The organism is Saprospiraceae bacterium (assembly GCA_016714025.1).
Taxonomy (GTDB): Bacteria; Bacteroidota; Bacteroidia; order Chitinophagales; family Saprospiraceae; genus Vicinibacter.
Map to the genome: position 1 here is coordinate 266,062 of JADJOB010000001.1, position 18,076 is coordinate 284,137.

An 18,076-nucleotide genomic window follows, 5' to 3' on the forward strand; every position below is an offset into this window, starting at 1 on the left:
AAATGGATCTATTTGATATCCTAAAATTAATCTTTATAGCTAAATTCAAATAGCCTTATTTTAGAACTGGCTTTATTGATTTTCATTGAAGGATGAAATCCAAATGACTTCCACTACTACTTGATTGCTATAGGCCAGTTCATTTAATGCATTCAATTGCCTGGATTTTAAAATGAAAACCTGGATGTGTTTACCAGATTGAATCAACTTACAATTTAAATCCAAAGTTTGAGAAGATCTTTTGTTTTCGAGAATTTGCTCCTGCATGATCTTACTTTCAATAAAACCGGAACCCGTATCAATAAGCAATTCAATACATTGAAAACCAACACGGTGTTCCTTGTTGATGGGCCGATAGTTATGATGTACGTTTAAAGATTCTAAGTGGAGCTGATTATCAATAACACAAACTGAATAAGCGTCCATTAAATGGTTTAAAGAAATGCTTGGCTTGCTAAACTTAAATCCTATAAATGATTTCCTTCCTCCTTCAGTTTTTAGTGCATTTATGGGATTGCGTTCTCCGCGTGGAGTAATCAAATCATGTGCTTTTACTTTATAGAGTGTTTTGACCAATCGATTTTTAAGATCTGGATCGGCATCTAATCCTAAAAATGCCCGAACACAAACCCTTATTTTCTTGGCGAATTGAGTAACAGTTTTAAATTCATTCATGTTCTCCCGGCACCGCTCAAATTTTAAATCTGTTTTCAAATGTTCAGCACTTGGTCCGGTTTTCCTTCTCACAAAATATTTTCCTTTGAGTTTATAAAAACTCAAGTTTTCCAAATTACCTACCAGCTTTATTAAACCCTCCTGTATTGCCATTTTGTTAGTAATTTAAACTTTGTTTCATATTAAATGGAATCGTGAAACAATAGAAATCTGTTTATCGCATTCGTTTTGTTTCTTTCTTTATTAAAGGAATTTCAATTTAATTTAGTTTCCATCGTGTCGCTTTTGGCGCATTTGCCGCCTCTCAATTGCTGCTCTTGTAATCCCAAATCGAAGATTAAAAGGTGAATAAAGCTATAGTATACTTTAAAGCTTAAAATCAGCATTTCAAAATAGTAGATATCTTACTGATTTCTTACTGCTGACTTACGGATGCCTTTGGGATGACTTTATGATGACCTTCAGATGACCATGGGATGAAGAACGGATAACTATTGGATGATTCAATAATTACTCATTTACGAACAATAAATCATTGCTGCTTCGAATCAAAACATTTATCCCTGAACTGAAATCCAGAGTGGCTTAAATTAGTGGCTATTTTCAGGCAGTATTTTCTTCCTCAAATTTTCTTAGTTTATCTTTGTGCACTTGAGCCATAAAAAAGAATTAGTGATCATTGGAGGAGGAGCAGCCGGATTTATGGCTGCCATCCAATGCGCGCAAAACAATCCAGGTATTGCAATAAGTATTTTGGAACAAGGTAAAGAAGTCCTTAGCAAGGTCAGGATTTCAGGTGGAGGGCGGTGCAATGTGACCCATGCATGCTTTGATGTTCACGAATTAGTAAACTATTATCCTCGGGGTTCAAAGGAACTCATTTCTCCTTTTTATAAGTTTAATTGCCAACATACCATAGACTTTTTTGAAAGCCGGGGCGTTAAACTCAAGACCGAAGCAGATGGAAGAATGTTTCCGGTATCTGATGATTCATTAAGCATACTAGAATGTTTAAAAAGAGAAGCATTGAAATTGAATATAAAAATTATCCTTCATGCCAAAGTTTTAAAAATTCAAAAACCAGATAAATTTATTATATCCTTTAATGATCAACAGCTAGATGCAGACTACTTAATGATTGCCAGTGGAAGCAATAAAACAATATGGAATGAAATAAGTAAGCTGAATCACCAGATTATTGAACCTGTTCCTAGTTTATTCACTTTTAATTCAAAACATACCCTGTTTCGAAATTTATCGGGCATTTCATTAAATAACACACTGATAAAAATCAAAGACACAGAATTTGAGGCACAGGGTATCACCTTGATCACCCATCTTGGATTAAGCGGTCCGTGTATTTTAAAGCTATCCGCTTTTGCTGCCCGACATCTTGCACAGCAAAATTATAATTTTACAATTAGTATCAATTGGATAAATCAAACCAGGCAGGAAATACTAAGTGAATTAAATTCAATTAAACTATTACAAGCTAAAAAATCAATCGCAAATTATTCTCCTTTCAAACTGCCCAATCGTTTTTGGAATAATGTATTAATTGAATTAAATTTAAATACTGAAAAGCAATGGGCCCAATTAAATAAACTGGAAATTCAATCCATGGTCGATCTCCTGGCTGCATGTGAAATTCCTATTTTTAGTAAGAATACCAACAAAGATGAATTTGTGACGGCCGGAGGGATTTCACTCGCAGAAATTGATTTTAAAACCATGCAAAGTAAAATCGTACCAGGCCTTTATATCGTTGGAGAAGCATTAAATATTGATGCATTAACGGGCGGCTTTAACTTCCAGGCAGCGTGGACAACAGGATTTATAGCGGGAACAGCCATCGCAAAATCAGCGTCCAATTAAATAGGACATAATCCCTTAATTGTCATTACAATTTTAGGTCAAATAAATTCCTGGTTTGCATTCACCAATTCACTACAATTTAAACAATTTGAATGCATGCGTCCATTGATTCCTTATAAACCCGGGTGCACACCATAATTGGCAAAGGGCTTCTATTGGACGCGCTGCCTCTACCCCACCCATGTCTTCTGATTCCCAGCCGAAACTTGTCAGGATACTGGCCACTTGTTCTTTTGCGCTGGAATCATTGCCACAGATAAACATGGTTGGTGCTCCTTGAGAGAATTTAGGTTTATACATAAAGCTATTGCCTACGCTGTTAAATGCTTTGACAAATTTGGTATCTGGAAAACTATTTTGAAGCTGTTCCATCAATGAATCATTGGCATTTGTAAAATAACGAATGACTCCGTGGTCATGCACTGGAAAACCATTGTCAGCATGTATGATTGGATTACAAGCATCTATGACAATTTTGTTCTTAAGTGCCTCTTTTCCTGCAAGATTTAAAACTTCCATTGCACTGCTTCCCTTTACAGCCAAAACCAACAAATCACTTTGCATACCTGCATCAGCATACGAGCAAACGGGTATTCCTGGATTGGCATCCTTCCATGGTGTCAAACCGTCCTTTGAAGGATTTCGAGTTGCTAAAACGACTTCATGATTTTCACTTTTAAAGGCAGCAGCTAATACCTGCCCCACAGCTCCACTTCCTAAAATTCCTATTTTCATACTGTTTTATTTTTAAAAACAGGATATTGATGGAATGGTTTGATTTTTTTTAAATTTAATAGATGATTGGCAACCTGGTGCCTTTAAATAATGGATAAGTGCCAGGTTTTAGATGAAAAGAACTTCTGATTTTATTACAATGATAAAAGTATTGTGAATGCTTTAAAACTTTTATTTATTGTGCATTATACCACAGCCTATAGCCTATAGACCATAGACTATACCTAGTTTCTTTCTATCGAATCAAAGTAACATCCCCGGAAAGAATATGCAGCTCCCCTTCTGAATCGATCCACTCCACGGTACAAACAAAAACAGCAGGATTTGATTTTTGATTTCTGAAATTTCCATCCCATCCATACGATACATCATTTGGTGGAAAATTCTTTAACTCATAAAGCAATTGACCCCATCGATCGTATAGTCGGAGTCGCTGAATTTCTTTGATCTCAGGAGTAGAAAATACGGTGAATCGGTCATTGACTCCATCTCCATTTGGAGTAAATACATTGGGTATAAATACATCCCCTCGCTTTCTGATTTGCAGTAGCAAAACATATAAAGAATCACAGCCATTTACGGTTTGATAGCGTGATTGATATATTCCAGCTTGATCATAGATGCTATTGGTTATCTTCCAAAAGTACCTGCCCAATGCACTGACTGTATCCGTAATTTGAAATTGAGGATCAATGGTCAGATTTAAACGAATCACTGAATCACATCCTGCTTTGGTCTGGAGATTTAATTGATAATCACCACTGGTCTGATATGTTTTATTGGCTGGAAACCAATAGTACGAATCACATTGTCTTTGGGTATCCCGGAGTTCGTAATTCGGAGAAACGGTAAGCCCCAACATAACGATGGAATCACAACCCAGATGATTTACCAAAGTATCAGCGTATAATCCACTTTTAAAATACCGTTGCCCATTGATGGGCCAGGTATAGTGATTGCAAGATTGAATACGAAGGGTATCGCTGCTTGAATTTAAAATGGTTAAATGAATTACCCGGATTGAATCACAGTTGTTCTCGTTTTTTAATAAACTCAAATAATCACCACTTTTAAAATAGACACTGTCGTTGACTGCCCATCGATAGGATCCACAACTGCTAATCGTTTCTTCAATTCGATCTTCATTTAGAATTTCGAGATTTAATACAATGATGGAATCACATCCATGTGCCGTCAACAGCGTATCTTTATAAACACCAGTTTGATAAAATGTATTTCCATTTACAGGCCATAAATACTTACTGCATTTGCTTACAGAAATTTGGTGAATCGATGCATCCAATATCTTAAGGTTTAAGCTTACAACCGAATCGCAACCCTGAGAGTTCATGAGGGTATCTCTGTAAACACCGCTTTGAGTGTAAACAGTTCCTGTTAATGGCCAGGTATAAGATTTACAGGCTTCAACATCCATCGTGTGATATCCTGTATTCAGTATTTTTAAATTCAAGACCAGGATACTATCACACCCTTGTTGATTGATCAACGTATCGTAGTAGATTCCACTTTTTGTATAAGTCTGTCCATTGACCTGCCATTTATAAAATTCGCAGGCCGATTCTTGTAATTGGATTTCAGAACTTTTGTGGATGACCAGCTCTAAAGTTGCTATACTATCACATCCATTTGAATCAACCAGTTGATTTGTAAAAATTCCGCTTTCCGTATAAATGGAATCCTGCCAATTAAAATGATCGCAACTGCTGTATTTTTTAAAGCCATGCGGAATGGAATCAAGAACCACAGAAACCGGGGCTGATTCCTGGTATTCGCCACAGGCCAATAATCCACGGACTTGATACAAGCCAGCTTGAGTAGCAATAAAAAAACTATCCGCTGCTCCTGCAATGGGATTCCCATTTAAATACCATTGATACTGACTGCTGGCACTATTCGTTGACAAGCGTGCAGATCGAACCGGACAGGGACCATTCTTTATATACAACACATTGGGTACGGTAGGCTGATCGATCAGATTTGAAAATGTTGCAGACATCGAAAATCCTCCACCTATCTGAATGATGGCAACATATAATTTTACAGCACTTGAAATAGATATGGTTGGTGGATTATTAACCTGACTGCTATTGAAATTTATCATGTACCAGTTGCTGGTACCGATTTGTCTTCGTTTCGCAACAATACTTTCAAGATCTTTTCCATTAAAATCAACCCGAGCATTTACATCTTCCAGGAGTATGTAACAAAAGTAAGGGAGGTCATTGCTTCGATATGCTTTGAAACTGGAGGTTTCAACAAAGTTAGAACCATTGCAAGGGGAAGAAACCGGAAAACTGGTTGAGACATCCACTTCACAAGATTGAGCCGATCCGGTAAATACAGCTAATTTATCATCACTTCGAACTTCTGCAACTGAAAAGGGAGCAACACCGTCTCCATTTGATATGGTTAAAAAGTTTCCGGCAAGAGCAAGCAACACATTTGAAGTCGATAAAAAAGTACCTGTTGCATTATAGCGATTGATGGTTAAAACGGTACTGTCTTTTGTTGCTACAATGCTTGATTGTTCGCTAATCGCATTCCCTTGGGTTCGAACTATAAAATAGCGTGTACCCAAACTTGCTGTAGGTGGGATTTGATCGAAGGTACCATCTCCACATCCTCCGGGAGCATCCATAAAGGCACTTGTATTCATCACGCAAGGTTTGCTTGCTTCGACCAAAGAACCTATTGCGCTTCTGAACAAATAACTCTCACCAGCTTGAAGATTGACTGTCGCAGTTCCATTTATTGAAATACTGGTTTGATCGTAAAGCGCCATGATCGTATAAATCGGAAGTTCAGATGGCAAAGGCCCATCGCGGTAATAACCCACCCTGAACGAAAGTCCGATCCCCGGATCCCCTAAACTGGTAAGGGATGCATTTCCTTTGATGAATGCATCAGTACCCAATTGGTCTGAAGCAATGTTGCGAAGATTCACAGAAAACAGATGATCACTTTTTAAAATCATTCCGGCACCAGAAAGTATTGTTTGCAAAGGATGTCTGTTAAATCCACTGAAATTACCCGGAGGTCTGAAAATTGCCGGAGCGCCCACCTTCGCAGTCAGCGTAGTCAAATAGGTCCCATCGCTTTTGCGAACATCTATGGAAATCAAACTATCTGAGGGTGTAGCAATGATGATTTCATTGGCACTGTGCCAGTATTGCCAGGGCGCTGGCGCAATGTAATGCACCCTATAATATTGTGACTGGGCATTAAATGATCCAATGCACAGACACAGCAGGATGAACCTGCGAACAATAAGCCGGTCTAGTTTAGTATCCAAAAATTAGTTTTGATACCTTGTAAATATACATGATAATGCTATAATTATTCCAATTTTGACTGTCTAGGCCATAACTGTTATTTTGAATCTTATTAAATAAAAGAAATTAAAAATGTAAGATTAAATTCAGTTTGGTGGAGCTAAATTAAAATTGAAATTTAAAATCAATTTTTAGATGACCACCTAAAAGATTTTAAATTAAAATGCAGCAAGAAATTATTTACTAAATGAATTGCAATAAACTAATTTTATGGCTGCTTAAATTTATTAATTCATTTTAATAAGCTTCAATCCCATCGATATAAATGCAAACTAAAGAAACCGAAACGGTATGTCCGCCAAATCTGGAAGCATGGAGGCAGTGGTTGCAAGATAATCACAGTATAAAGCAATCCGTTTGGTTGGTTTATTATAAAAAGAATTCACCACAAGCCAATTATAGTCTGAGCGATGCAGTTGATGAAGCCCTTTGTTTTGGTTGGATCGACAGCAAGTCAAAATCCTTAGATGAAGAAAAAATCATGCAGTTTTTCAGTCGGAGAAAGCCAAACGGAACCTGGTCAAAAATCAACAAAGAAAAAATCAAACAACTTATCGAAACCAATCGCATGGCAGCAGCCGGACTTGAAGCAATAGAAAAAGCAAAACTCAATGGATCCTGGACCTTATTGGATGAAGTAGAAGAATTAATCATTCCAAAGGACCTGGAAAAAGCATTCCAATCGATGCCTGGTTCAAAAGCCTTTTTTACAAGCTTAAGTAAATCTGTTAAAAAATCCATGCTTCAGTGGTTGGTCCTTGCAAAGACTGAAAAAACAAGAGAAAAAAGAATTCATGAAATTGCAAGCTGCGCGCATCAAAAAGTGAAACCTAGTACGTTTAGGTAAATAATTCGAAAGACAATAAATAATTAGTATTGATTTGCGCTAAATTATTTATAGGACCAGTTCGCCATGCTCTTTTTCTTTAGTTGTTTCTTTTCGTATCCGATGTATATTTCGGGTTTGTTCAAATGGCTTTCTTTTTTTACCGTATCTGTTTGGCAAGTTGCAAGGTTTCTCTATTAAGCTGCTTCTCAATCGGGTTTATAGAATTATCAAATACGTAGGTTTTTTGAAATTCCATTCGGGTTGGTTCGACTGATTTAGAGTGTGGATTGGATGGGTAAAAGCCTAAATACAAAGTTTACCTGTTTTATGAAATTGCACTATGTTTTAATATAAATTGATTGTCATTTGAGGAATGTATTTATTGGTCCTTGCCTGTTTTAAATCCTATTTGCTTGCGCTCTTTCTGTTCTGTTGCCATCTTATCCTTACCCATAAGGTAGTTTATTACTTTATATATATCTGGAAATTTGCCTTCTACTTCTTTTAATCGATCACTTAATTCCTGATATGTCAATGCATATTTTCGTATCATTACAAAGGTTCTCATAATTGCAATGTTTACCCCAATTGCTTTTTCAGAATTTAATATACCGCTTAACATGGCCAGTCCTTGTTCTGTAAATGCATAAGGGGTTGCAATAATATTCCGTTTCTTTTGGGATGCGGTAACAATTTGTGACCCCTTCGGCTTATCATCTTTTGATGCGGTAACAATTTGTGACCGCATAATTTCCCATTCATTTGTAGTTAAACGAAACATAAAATCAAATGGAAATCGTTTAATATTTCTTTTTACAGCTTGATTTAAAGCTTTAGTTTCCACTTCATAGAGTTCTGCAAGGTCAAAATCTAACATTACCTTTTGTCCTCTAATTTCATAAATTCTTTTTTGAATAACTTGTAATTCCATTTGCTTTAAATGTTTAAAAATAAGTGATCGATGTCGGTTGTTCTTATTCTCGCAAACCTTTGCGAGAAATTTGAGGCTCTAAGGGTCCCCCTTTCAATTTCCTTAAGGTGCCAATTCCCTTAATAGGCAATTAGCGTAAGCGTAATTGAAATTCCACTTTTAAAATATGTACAAATTAAATATTTTTACAAAATAAAAATAATAACAATAAATGGTTAGAATAATTTTGCAAATACTCTTGAGTAATTTTTAAACGATGTGATAATTGAATCTTTAATTGAGATTTGATGGATTAACTCCATTGAAACCGAATCTATATAATTGACCTGCCATTTGGTAATAAAATGCGGTAATTTTAATGAATCTTTTAACACATCCGAATCTGGATAAAAAGAAATAATTCCATCAAGTTCATTAAAACTAAATTCTCCCTCAGTGGTAGTATAGCCGAGAATAATATTTTCATCAGTTACCTTATAGGAACCATCAATGTTGAATGTATACCTAACAGTAGGAGTATTAGTTAAAGTTGAATCGGTAAATATACTTTTGAAAGAAACAGTGTCAATCCAAGTTCCATAAATGAAATTACCAATTGGAATTTGTTTCTTAGGTACATCATTTATATAACAGGATGCAAATGTTAAGCAGGTGGCGAAGCAAAATAGTATTTTCAATTTTTGTTAGATTTAACAATTTTAATAATTGTATTAATTTCGCTATTAGACAATTTTAATAGATAAATACCTTGATTAATATTTTGAAGACAAATCTTCCTATTTTCATTTAAGAAATCCGACTGTACTATTTGACCCGACAAATTTATAATTTGGCAAGAATATATCTCCTTCGCTTTCAAATTGTTAATTTCGAAACAATCATAAATTGGATTCGGTTTTACAAATATAGGTTTTACATTGCTATTAATATAGCAATCATTTTTTTATCTTCTGAATAATTTTGTATCATTTAGTGAAAGTAATTATAATTACCAAACTGTCAGTTGAAATTCTATTAAAATGAAAATTTTCAATTATTGAAGTATTAATTGGATTGAATAGAACACGCTTATTTTCCTTTTGATTCTCAAGCTGAACCATTTCTTCCCGCTTACGATTTTCGTAGCTGTGATTTGCACAGTTATCGGAACATAATGCAGTTACTGTTGGCTTTGCGATAAAATTCTCACCACAATACTGACAGGTCTTCTCCAGGCGAATATTACTACTCATTGTTGTAGTTCTTTGTAGCTTGATACAGCTGTATATAGCAGAATGTAGCTCAATGTAGCGTGATCTCCCATTTCTTGATTTTTTGTTGCCCGGCAACAATGAGTATACAAGTTTAGGCAACAAATTGGCAACAAAACTAAGTATAAAAGAGACAAACCAGGATGAGGAAGAGCAGATTTATTTTATATAGTGTTGAAAATCAAATGAATAACAAACAAGAGAAAACGAATTACTTTCCAATACAAAACTTGCCAAAAATGGTTCCCAAAATTTCATCGTTGGTAATCTCCCCACTGATTTCAGCTAAATGATATAGCGCATGTCGAATGTATTGAGCCAGCAATTCACTTTGCAATCCGGATTGCATGCCATGAATGGCTGCTTCAATCTGTTGAATGGATTTTTGAAGTGCATCCTGGTGTCTTGCATTTATTGCAATGCTGTCATCTTGAATTTTCGAATCTCCTAAAACCAATTGATACAATTGGGTTTTGATGTATTCTAAATTCATTTTGTTTTTTGCCGAACAGGGTATGATTTGATTCTTGCTCAGGAATTGATTTACATAGTGCTCATAATCTACTCCGGGATTCAAATCCATTTTATTTGCAATCACTAAAAGCTGTTGCCCTGCTTGTTTTAATTTTTCAAGATCTTCCCAGAGTTGTTCTTTACTGGTTTCGATTACGTCAAATACATAAACCAAAACACTGGATTCTTTTATCTTTTCCAAACTTCGCTCAACACCCATCTTTTCAATCTGATCTTGTGCTTCACGAAGTCCGGCTGTATCTATCAATCGAAATAAAATTCCATTGATATTGAGTGGTTCTTCAATCGTATCTCTGGTTGTTCCTGCAATTTCTGATACGATGGCGCGCTCTTCTTGCAATAAGGCATTCAGTAAAGTTGATTTCCCTGCATTGGGTCGACCAGCTATTACAGTTTTAACACCTTGCTTTACCGCATTGCCTAAATTAAAACTGGCGTACAATTTTAAAATATGATCTTGCACTTTTATTAATAAAGATTCCAGGTTTTTACGATCGGCAAACTCAACATCCTCTTCTGAAAAATCCAATTCCAATTCCAACAAACTGATAAAATGCAAGAGCTCTGATCGCAATTCCTGAATTTCATTTTTGATTCCACCTTTTAATTGACTGATAGCCAATTGTTGTGCAGCTTGGGTTTCTGATGCAATTAAATCTGCAACGGCTTCTGCCTGGGATAAATCCATTTTTCCATTTAAAAATGCACGCATAGTAAATTCTCCGGCTTTTGCAGGCACAGCTCCCGCAACCAATATGCTATTTAAAACGGATTGGAGGATGTAAGTCGAACCATGACAAGAAATTTCAACCAGGTCTTCGCCTGTATAAGAATGGGGGGATCTAAACAACGTCACCAGGACCTCGTCCAAAACCTGCCCGCTTGCATCTGTAATTTTACCAAAATGAACCGTATTTGCTGCTACCTTCAACAGATCCTTTCCTTTAAATAGCCGGGAAACCAATAAAATACTGTCCGACCCGGAAACCCGAATCAATCCAATGGCTCCCGTTCCCGGAGCAGTAGCTATTGCGGCTATGGTAGTTTTTTGCAAGGGTGGAATTTATTAGCGCAAAACTATGTTTATTGTATTGGATTGTCTTTTCATCCTAAACCCAAATTTTTCAGTTAACTTTCTATTACGAGCCAAAATTCCTTCAAAATCAAGCACTTACTCATATTTTTATCCTCAACATAATAATGACTATGCCTGCAGTAAAAATATTCCGTGAGCACTTGATTTTATTGGCCTTTTGACTCTCACTACGAAACTTAACTGAAAAATTTGGGTTAAAAATAATTATTTTCGCGAAAAAGCAGCTTATATGGCAACTATGGACGTACTTAAAGAGACAGGTAAAAAATGGTGGAAATGGACGAAACGGATTATACTGCTCCTGTTACTCATTGGATTGGCTTTCTTACTGTTTATTTTATTTGCAAATTATAGCGAAGGATCGCGTACAGGATTTGTCACCAAAATAAGTCACAAAGGCTTTGTATTCAAAACATATGAAGGTGAATTAAATTTTGGCTTTTTCTCCGGTTCGGCAAACAATGGAAAACCTGCTGACAATGTCTGGTATTTTTCAGTGATTAATTCCGAGGTGGCGCGTCAGGTCGAGGAAGCTTCAAAAGCTGGAAGCAAAGTGACTTTACACTATAAAGAGAAATATCTTAAAATTGCATTTCGGGGAGAAACTACCTATCTGGTTTATAAAGTAGAACCTGAATTTGTATCAAAACCCGCAGCCCCAATTCAAAACCAATGATAGGCTGTCCAGGATGCGAGATAAGCCAGTAATCCCATATAAATAAATTGGAAGATGGGCCAACGCTTTGTGCGCGTTTCTTTCCACATGACTGCAAACGTACTCATGCATTGCATTGCAAATGCATAAAACAAGATCAGGGAAATGGACGTCCGCCTGTCAAAAAATGGACTACCGTCTGCTCGTTTTTCCAATGCCATCCGATCTCTTAATAAAATTTCATCATCGTTGGAACCTAAACTGTAAATGGTAGACATCGTTCCCACAAAAACTTCGCGCGCTGCAAATGAAGTTAATAATGCAATGGAAATTTTCCAGTCAAATCCTAATGGTTCAACAACGGGTTCAATAAAACGTCCTGCTTTTCCTGCAAACGAATGTTCTAATTTCCTGGCTTCTATCTCCGATAAGGTTGCTAAAGAATCTCTGCCCAATGCATTGGATTCCATTCGAACGGTTTGCTCTACTTGTTCCAATTCTCCTTTCCACGAAAAACTAGACATAAACCATAAGATCACACTGATCAATAAAATAATTTTTCCAGCCTCAAATACAAAGCTCTTAACTTTCTCATAGACCACCATCAATACCTGTCGCATTTGAGGCAATCGGTAATCAGGCAATTGCATAGCCAACACACTGAGTTCATCTGACTTTACAAAATAGCGTATTACCAATGCCGTTAATAAAGCCATTACAATTCCCAAAGAGTACAAAGCCATAAATGCAACTCCCTGACTATTGAAAATACCCATCACTTCTTTATAGGGAACAATGAATCCAATTAAAGCCGTGTATACCGGAATTCTTGCCGAACAAGGAATCAATGGAATCACAAACATCGTTACCAAACGATCCCGTTGATTGTTGATGCTGCGCGTTGACATGATTGCAGGAATCGCACAAGCACCCCCACTGATGAGACCAACCACCGATCTGCCATTTAATCCTACTTTCTTTAACAGATGATCAAATAAATAAACCACCCGGGCCATATAGCCCAACTCCTCCATCCAACTGATTAGAAAAAATAAAATCGCAATCTGTGGAATAAAAACCATGACTCCACTTAAGCCGGGGATGAGTCCTTTGACAATTAATTGAGCAAACAATCCATCTCCCATCAATTCTCCCAAACTTCCTTGCAAGGAAGCGAAAGCAGATTCAATCCAATCCATAGGATAACTGGCCCAGGAAAAGATTGCCTGAAAAATAAAAAACATGATTACAGTGAAAATCGTAACTCCTAACAACGGTTGCGTTAATACCGAATCAATCTTATTGGTATTTTCTTTAGATCGGTTGCTTCTGTCAAATTGAACTAAAGAAACCCATTCATCTATTAAAACATAACGTTGCAGCGTTTCCTCAATTTGCAGTTTTAATGAATGTTCTTTTCCAAAATAATTGTTGATTCTGGACGATTGAATTTTTTGACCGTAATGTTTCCACAATAAATTATTGTAATCATTTTTAAATAAGGGATTCGGTTCAAATTTTTCAAGCTCATGTTCCGGAATTGTATAACTACTTTTATTCGAAATAAAAATATGAGCAAACTGAATGATACTTTGAATACGTTCTTTTAGTGTATCCAGATTCAAATGTGATTTTGAACTAACCGGAATGATGGGACATTTTAATTTTTGTTCTAATAGCAAAGTCCATTTTTCGATTAGGTCCGGTTCAGCTAAATCACAATTACTCAAACATACAATTACGGGAAATTCTAAATCTAAAATTTGAGTCAGCAACAGCAACTGTTTATCCAACAATAAGATATCCGCTATATAAATAATTGCATCCGGATGATTTTGGTCATTTATATCAATCAAAGCTTTGGTCAATACAAACTCATCGTAGGTATTGGAATGCAAACTATAGGCACCTGGAAAATCAATTAATTCAATTACAGATCCGTCAGGAGCATTAAATTTTCCGGATTTGGAATCCACCGTAACACCTGGATAGTTCCCAACTTTTTGTTTCAGACCGGTAAGCAGATTAAAAATGCTCGTCTTGCCGCTGTTTGGATTTCCTACTAAACCAACTTTATACAATTGCCCCTGCATCTGGTATTTGTTTTAATTCCAATCCAAACAATTCATCCTCGCGCAATGCAAAACGGCAACAATCGACCTCTACGTAAAAGGCACCTCCTAAGAGCGCTTTTCGTTTGATTTCCAATTCCTTTCCAGGATAGATTCCCAGGGCAATCAAGCGAGCTGCTAAAAAGGGATCTTTAAATCCAAGAATGAGGAATTTACCTTTGGGATAGAGCATAGTAGTTTGCAAAAGTAATGTCTGGGAGCCAAGGCTTAATTAAAATTTATATACTGCACTATATGTACTATTTATACATATAATATTATTTAATATAAAATAGAACCAACATTTTAATCTCATTTTCGAATTTAAAGCAGCAAATTGCCTTTAAATACGTTGTATAGAGAGTAGGTTCTTATGAATATAGCAATACCCATAAATCCATCTGAACAGGAGCTCATCCTGGCTTGCATCGATCGGCAATCCTGGGCTCAACAGCGGATTTATGAGGAAAACTATCGTTTGATGATGACTGTGTGTATGCGGTATTCAAATAGCTCAGATGATGCATTTGATATTTTACATGAAGGATTTTTGAAAGTTTTTACTAACATTCGCTCTTACGAACCAGGAACTTTATTGCAAGCCTGGATCCGAAGAATTATGGTAAATACTGCGATTGATTTTTACAGAAAAGAAACTCGTCGCACAACGACCGATTTGGATGAAGCCCGTACCTTGGCTTATTCACATACACATCCGGTGGACTCCATGGCAGCAGAAGAAGTGATGAAGGCCGTTCAAAAACTTCCTCCAATGTATCGATCGGTATTCAACATGTTTGTCATCGAAGGATATTCACATAGAGAAATTGCAGAAACACTAAATATAACAGAAAGCACGTCCAGATCTAATCTGGTGAAAGCACGCACTAAATTAAAGGAATTATTACATGGCAAAATCTGAAAAAGCTTTTGATCAAAATATAAAAGACATTCTGGAATCCTATTCCACGAATACGCCACCGGATTGGGGTTTTATGCAACAGAAAATGGATGCAGCAGATAGCGATTTAGAATTTGATCAAAAAATTAAACAGAGCTTCCAAAATTTGGAATTGGATTCTGAACAAATTAACTGGCAACATTTTGTAGCTAAGAAAAACAGGATGCTTGAACGAAGACGTCATATCATCCGGGCTCGTATGATTGAATCGCTTTTGTTTTTATTGTTACTGTGGACTTTGGATAATATTGGCCTTACCAATATTTTACCAATAAAAGAAAAACCAGCTGAATTAGTCGCCCCTATAGCTCAAAACAAAACAGAATCAATTCAAACAAATTCAGAATTGAATGCTGGGAACGAACATTTTTCTACTACCGCAAAGAGCAGTTCAAAAGTAAATAACTCAACTGCACTCCTACAAAGCAGAGATGCCAATCAATCAAAAGGTTTAATCCCAATTGCTGGTCGAAAAAAACAACAGACAAATCAAGTTCCTTCTAACAATACGCTTCCTGTATCCAATCCTTCAGTGAGTGCTTCAGCGAGTGCTTCTGGTAGTGTAAAGGAATCAATAGAATACAATCAAACTTCGAGTGCAAGTTCTTTAGAGAGCAATCAGGAAGTTGCTGCAATTGCATTACAAAACCCAGTTGCAATTCTGGAAAATTTAGAATATCTGCCTGTACTTCAAGCCGGCTTACCCCAAAACATGGATGCAATCGTATTAACAGATTTGCCTGAAGTGCTGAATGCATTACCAAATAAAATAATTCCAGTCGCATTAAAATCGACCTGGCTTATGATGCATACAGGGCTTATGTTAAATACCATTCAATCCCCTTCTTTCCTGGATTTTGGAAAAACCTACCAACACCAATTGCGTCCAGGAATTCAGACAGCCCTGAGTTTTGGTGTGGAAGCAAAAAAATGGATGATAGAAAGCGGACTTATTTACAGCCATTTGTCCTACCAACCCAATATGTCTGAAACCTTGGGCAGCTTTGAAAACGGTTATTATAAAATCAGATTTGATAAAATTCAATCCCACATTCTTTCGATTCCGGTATTGCTACACAGACAAGTTGTGCAGCGCAACCATTGGAGTGTGAGTGCAAAACTTGGCTTGTCCATCAGCGCTGCATTAAAAAATTATTTTACACTAGACACCATTACAAACTTATCCGGTACAGTCCATCAGGGAATTGCTTATGGGACTAAAGATAATTCAGTGCTCAGTACCCGTGTGCGCAATGATTCCAATCAAGGTTTATTGGATGGCGGAACATTCGGAGTGAATTCATTTGCCAATGTAGTTACAGGCATTCGGGTGAATCATCAATTGAATTCAAAACTAAATCTCTATTCTGAAATTGAATTAAATGCCATGTTGGGCCCTAAAAAAATTGGAGACACCCCAAATGGTTTTGGCCCGAATTCAGACCGGATCATTGCCACTAATTTTAATATTGGATTGGCTTTTAAATTGAAATAAGCAAAAATCAATTTTTATTTAATTTCACAAATTCCAGAATCTGCCTTTGATTCTCTGAAGAAATTAATACATAGTATTTTCCATTCCTTAAGTCCGAAGTTAGTTTACAGTTTAATTTATATGCTCCTGGTGTAAATTGGTAGTTTGTAAAAAATGATTGAAGTTTATTCCCACCTGAATCAACTAATTCAATGGAAAGTCTTTTGTCTTCATTCAACTTAAAATCCAATAAAAAATAATCAAGTACCGGATTTGGAAAAACACGGGCATCCTCCAATACAGAAACAGATTGTTCTGTATTAATTACAAGTCCAGATGTATATCTTGCGACAGCGAAATCTAAATTCGCAGCATTTTCGGCTTCACCGGCAATTACAATTTTACCATCTGCTTGCAGTGTTATCGCATAAGCAATGTCTTCACTCATCAAACTTCCCATCGGCGTAATGATAGTCCCATCTCCACTAAACGTTTTATCCAAAATGCCAGCATCCGTAAATCGTGCCAATCCAAAATCTGCATCGGTTGAAGGTTGAGCTGCTTCTCCAGTTACTAATATTTTCCCATCTGGCTGCAATGTCATTGCATATCCCTCATCAAAACGAGTTCCAATTGCTTGCACTGCGATGCCGTCCATACTAAAACTTTTATCTAAACTTCCATCTGTTAAAAAGCGTACCAATGCAAAGTCGTTGCCTGTATTATTAAATGTAAATCCTGAAACTACGATTTTTTGATCCTGTTGAACTGCAACAGAAAACGCTTGTTCCCAATTCGGACCTATGTCTGTGATCACTTTGCCATCCTGACTAAACGATGGATCTGGTTTTCCATCTGTCAATAAACGAACGATTGCAAAATCAGTATTAAAATCAGCTCCAGTATATCCTGTCAATACCAATTTACCATCAGCCTGAATGGCAATTGCTCGTCCGAAATCCGGACCAGCACCAATGTTTATGCTGGTTTTCCCATCTCCATCAAATGAAGTATCCAATAAGCCATTTTGCATCAAAACGGCAAGCGCAAACTCTTCCTGGCTATTTGTAATGGTACTGCCCACTAAATAAATTTTATCATTGTTGACCAACATAGAATAACAGAAATCATCGGTACCACTAAAATCTATTGTAGCCTTCCCATCACCACTAAACGAATTGACCAATTTACCATCCGCACTTAGCAGTACAATTGCAAAATCGGTTGAATTACCAACAGATGCAAAACCCGATATTAAAATCATCCCATTTGATAATATGACCACTGCCCTTGCTTCATCATTCCCACCGGCTATGTCTAGTATAAGTTTTCCATCCCCACTAAAGCTATTGTCTAAACTGCCATCGGAATTGTAACGGACAATTGCAAAATCAGTTGAGGCTCCATTTTCGGATGAACCAACAACGACTAGTTTACCATTTGGCTGACTTGCAACACCATAGGCATGATCATTTCCAGTACCTACTGCTGTAATAACTTTTCCATCCCCTGAAAATGTTTGATCCAACACACCCGCCTGGGTAAATCCAATCAATGATTGCAACAGGCAACAAAGCAGAAAAATGGTTTTCATTAT

16 protein-coding genes are annotated in these 18,076 nt (G+C 36.6%); 5 read left to right on the plus strand and 11 right to left on the minus strand.

The genetic code is table 11. The features are described from left to right. Positions 1–72: 72 nt before the first annotated feature. A complete protein-coding gene (locus IPJ80_01080) occupies positions 73–828 on the minus strand; it encodes a hypothetical protein (protein MBK7912076.1) in 756 nt (251 codons plus the stop codon). Between the two features lie 549 nt (positions 829–1,377). Here IPJ80_01080 and IPJ80_01085 point away from each other — a divergent pair. Then, positions 1,378–2,550 carry an NAD(P)/FAD-dependent oxidoreductase gene (locus IPJ80_01085; GenBank protein MBK7912077.1) on the plus strand — a complete coding sequence of 391 codons (1,173 nt, stop codon included), beginning with the start codon at positions 1,378–1,380 and terminating at the stop codon, positions 2,548–2,550. A 72-nt stretch (positions 2,551–2,622) separates the two neighbouring features. Here the strand turns inward: IPJ80_01085 and IPJ80_01090 are convergent, their stop codons facing one another. Both IPJ80_01090 and IPJ80_01095 read right to left on the minus strand, forming a co-directional pair. After that, the gene (locus tag IPJ80_01090; GenBank protein ID MBK7912078.1) at positions 2,623–3,285 is read right to left on the minus strand and encodes an NAD(P)-binding domain-containing protein; all 663 of its coding nucleotides are present in this window, start codon (positions 3,283–3,285) and stop codon (positions 2,623–2,625) included. Between the two features lie 235 nt (positions 3,286–3,520). Further along, on the minus strand, positions 3,521–6,598 hold the full coding sequence (locus tag IPJ80_01095) for a gliding motility-associated C-terminal domain-containing protein (GenBank protein MBK7912079.1): 3,078 nt from the start codon (positions 6,596–6,598) through the stop codon (positions 3,521–3,523). Between the two features lie 305 nt (positions 6,599–6,903). On the opposite strand from IPJ80_01095, the gene IPJ80_01100 reads away from it, so the two are divergent. Then, the gene (locus IPJ80_01100; GenBank protein MBK7912080.1) at positions 6,904–7,485 is read left to right on the plus strand and encodes a YdeI/OmpD-associated family protein; all 582 of its coding nucleotides are present in this window, start codon (positions 6,904–6,906) and stop codon (positions 7,483–7,485) included. A gap of 361 nt (positions 7,486–7,846) precedes the next feature. Here IPJ80_01100 and IPJ80_01105 read toward each other — a convergent pair whose 3' ends face one another. The 5 genes from IPJ80_01105 to mnmE form a co-directional block, all read right to left on the minus strand. Beyond that, on the minus strand, positions 7,847–8,398 hold the full coding sequence (locus tag IPJ80_01105; protein ID MBK7912081.1) for an ORF6N domain-containing protein: 552 nt from the start codon (positions 8,396–8,398) through the stop codon (positions 7,847–7,849). Positions 8,399–8,613: 215 nt separating this feature from the next. Further along, the gene (locus tag IPJ80_01110) at positions 8,614–9,075 is read right to left on the minus strand and encodes a hypothetical protein (protein MBK7912082.1); all 462 of its coding nucleotides are present in this window, start codon (positions 9,073–9,075) and stop codon (positions 8,614–8,616) included. Beyond that, entirely contained in the window at positions 9,072–9,257 is a 186-nt protein-coding gene (locus IPJ80_01115) for a T9SS type A sorting domain-containing protein (GenBank protein ID MBK7912083.1), read from the minus strand. The genes IPJ80_01110 and IPJ80_01115 overlap by 4 nt, the downstream gene beginning before the upstream one ends. A gap of 106 nt (positions 9,258–9,363) precedes the next feature. Beyond that, positions 9,364–9,630, minus strand: coding sequence for a hypothetical protein (locus IPJ80_01120; protein MBK7912084.1), 267 nt, complete (start codon positions 9,628–9,630; stop codon positions 9,364–9,366). Between the two features lie 229 nt (positions 9,631–9,859). Beyond that, positions 9,860–11,236, minus strand: a complete 1,377-nt coding sequence (gene mnmE / locus IPJ80_01125; protein MBK7912085.1) for a tRNA uridine-5-carboxymethylaminomethyl(34) synthesis GTPase MnmE — start codon at positions 11,234–11,236, stop codon at positions 9,860–9,862. Between the two features lie 271 nt (positions 11,237–11,507). On the opposite strand from mnmE, the gene IPJ80_01130 reads away from it, so the two are divergent. Next, positions 11,508–11,954, plus strand: a complete 447-nt coding sequence (locus IPJ80_01130) for a hypothetical protein (protein ID MBK7912086.1) — start codon at positions 11,508–11,510, stop codon at positions 11,952–11,954. Here IPJ80_01130 and feoB read toward each other — a convergent pair. After that, complete coding sequence (gene feoB / locus IPJ80_01135; protein MBK7912087.1) at positions 11,942–14,026, minus strand: ferrous iron transport protein B; 2,085 nt, start codon at positions 14,024–14,026, stop codon at positions 11,942–11,944. The two genes, IPJ80_01130 and feoB, sit on opposite strands and share 13 nt — an antisense overlap. Further along, entirely contained in the window at positions 14,007–14,237 is a 231-nt protein-coding gene (locus tag IPJ80_01140; GenBank protein ID MBK7912088.1) for a ferrous iron transport protein A, read from the minus strand. Before IPJ80_01140 ends, feoB begins: the two co-directional genes overlap by 20 nt. Positions 14,238–14,417: 180 nt before the next feature. Here IPJ80_01140 and IPJ80_01145 point away from each other — a divergent pair, with 180 nt between their 5' ends. Continuing rightward, positions 14,418–14,966 carry a sigma-70 family RNA polymerase sigma factor gene (locus tag IPJ80_01145; GenBank protein ID MBK7912089.1) on the plus strand — a complete coding sequence of 183 codons (549 nt, stop codon included), beginning with the start codon at positions 14,418–14,420 and terminating at the stop codon, positions 14,964–14,966. Further along, positions 14,953–16,500 carry a hypothetical protein gene (locus IPJ80_01150; protein ID MBK7912090.1) on the plus strand — a complete coding sequence of 516 codons (1,548 nt, stop codon included), beginning with the start codon at positions 14,953–14,955 and terminating at the stop codon, positions 16,498–16,500. Before IPJ80_01145 ends, IPJ80_01150 begins: the two co-directional genes overlap by 14 nt. A 7-nt stretch (positions 16,501–16,507) precedes the next feature. Here the strand turns inward: IPJ80_01150 and IPJ80_01155 are convergent, their stop codons facing one another. After that, positions 16,508–18,073 (minus strand): hypothetical protein, encoded by a 1,566-nt coding sequence (locus IPJ80_01155; GenBank protein MBK7912091.1) that lies wholly within the window; start codon positions 18,071–18,073, stop codon positions 16,508–16,510. Positions 18,074–18,076: the final 3 nt, after the last annotated feature.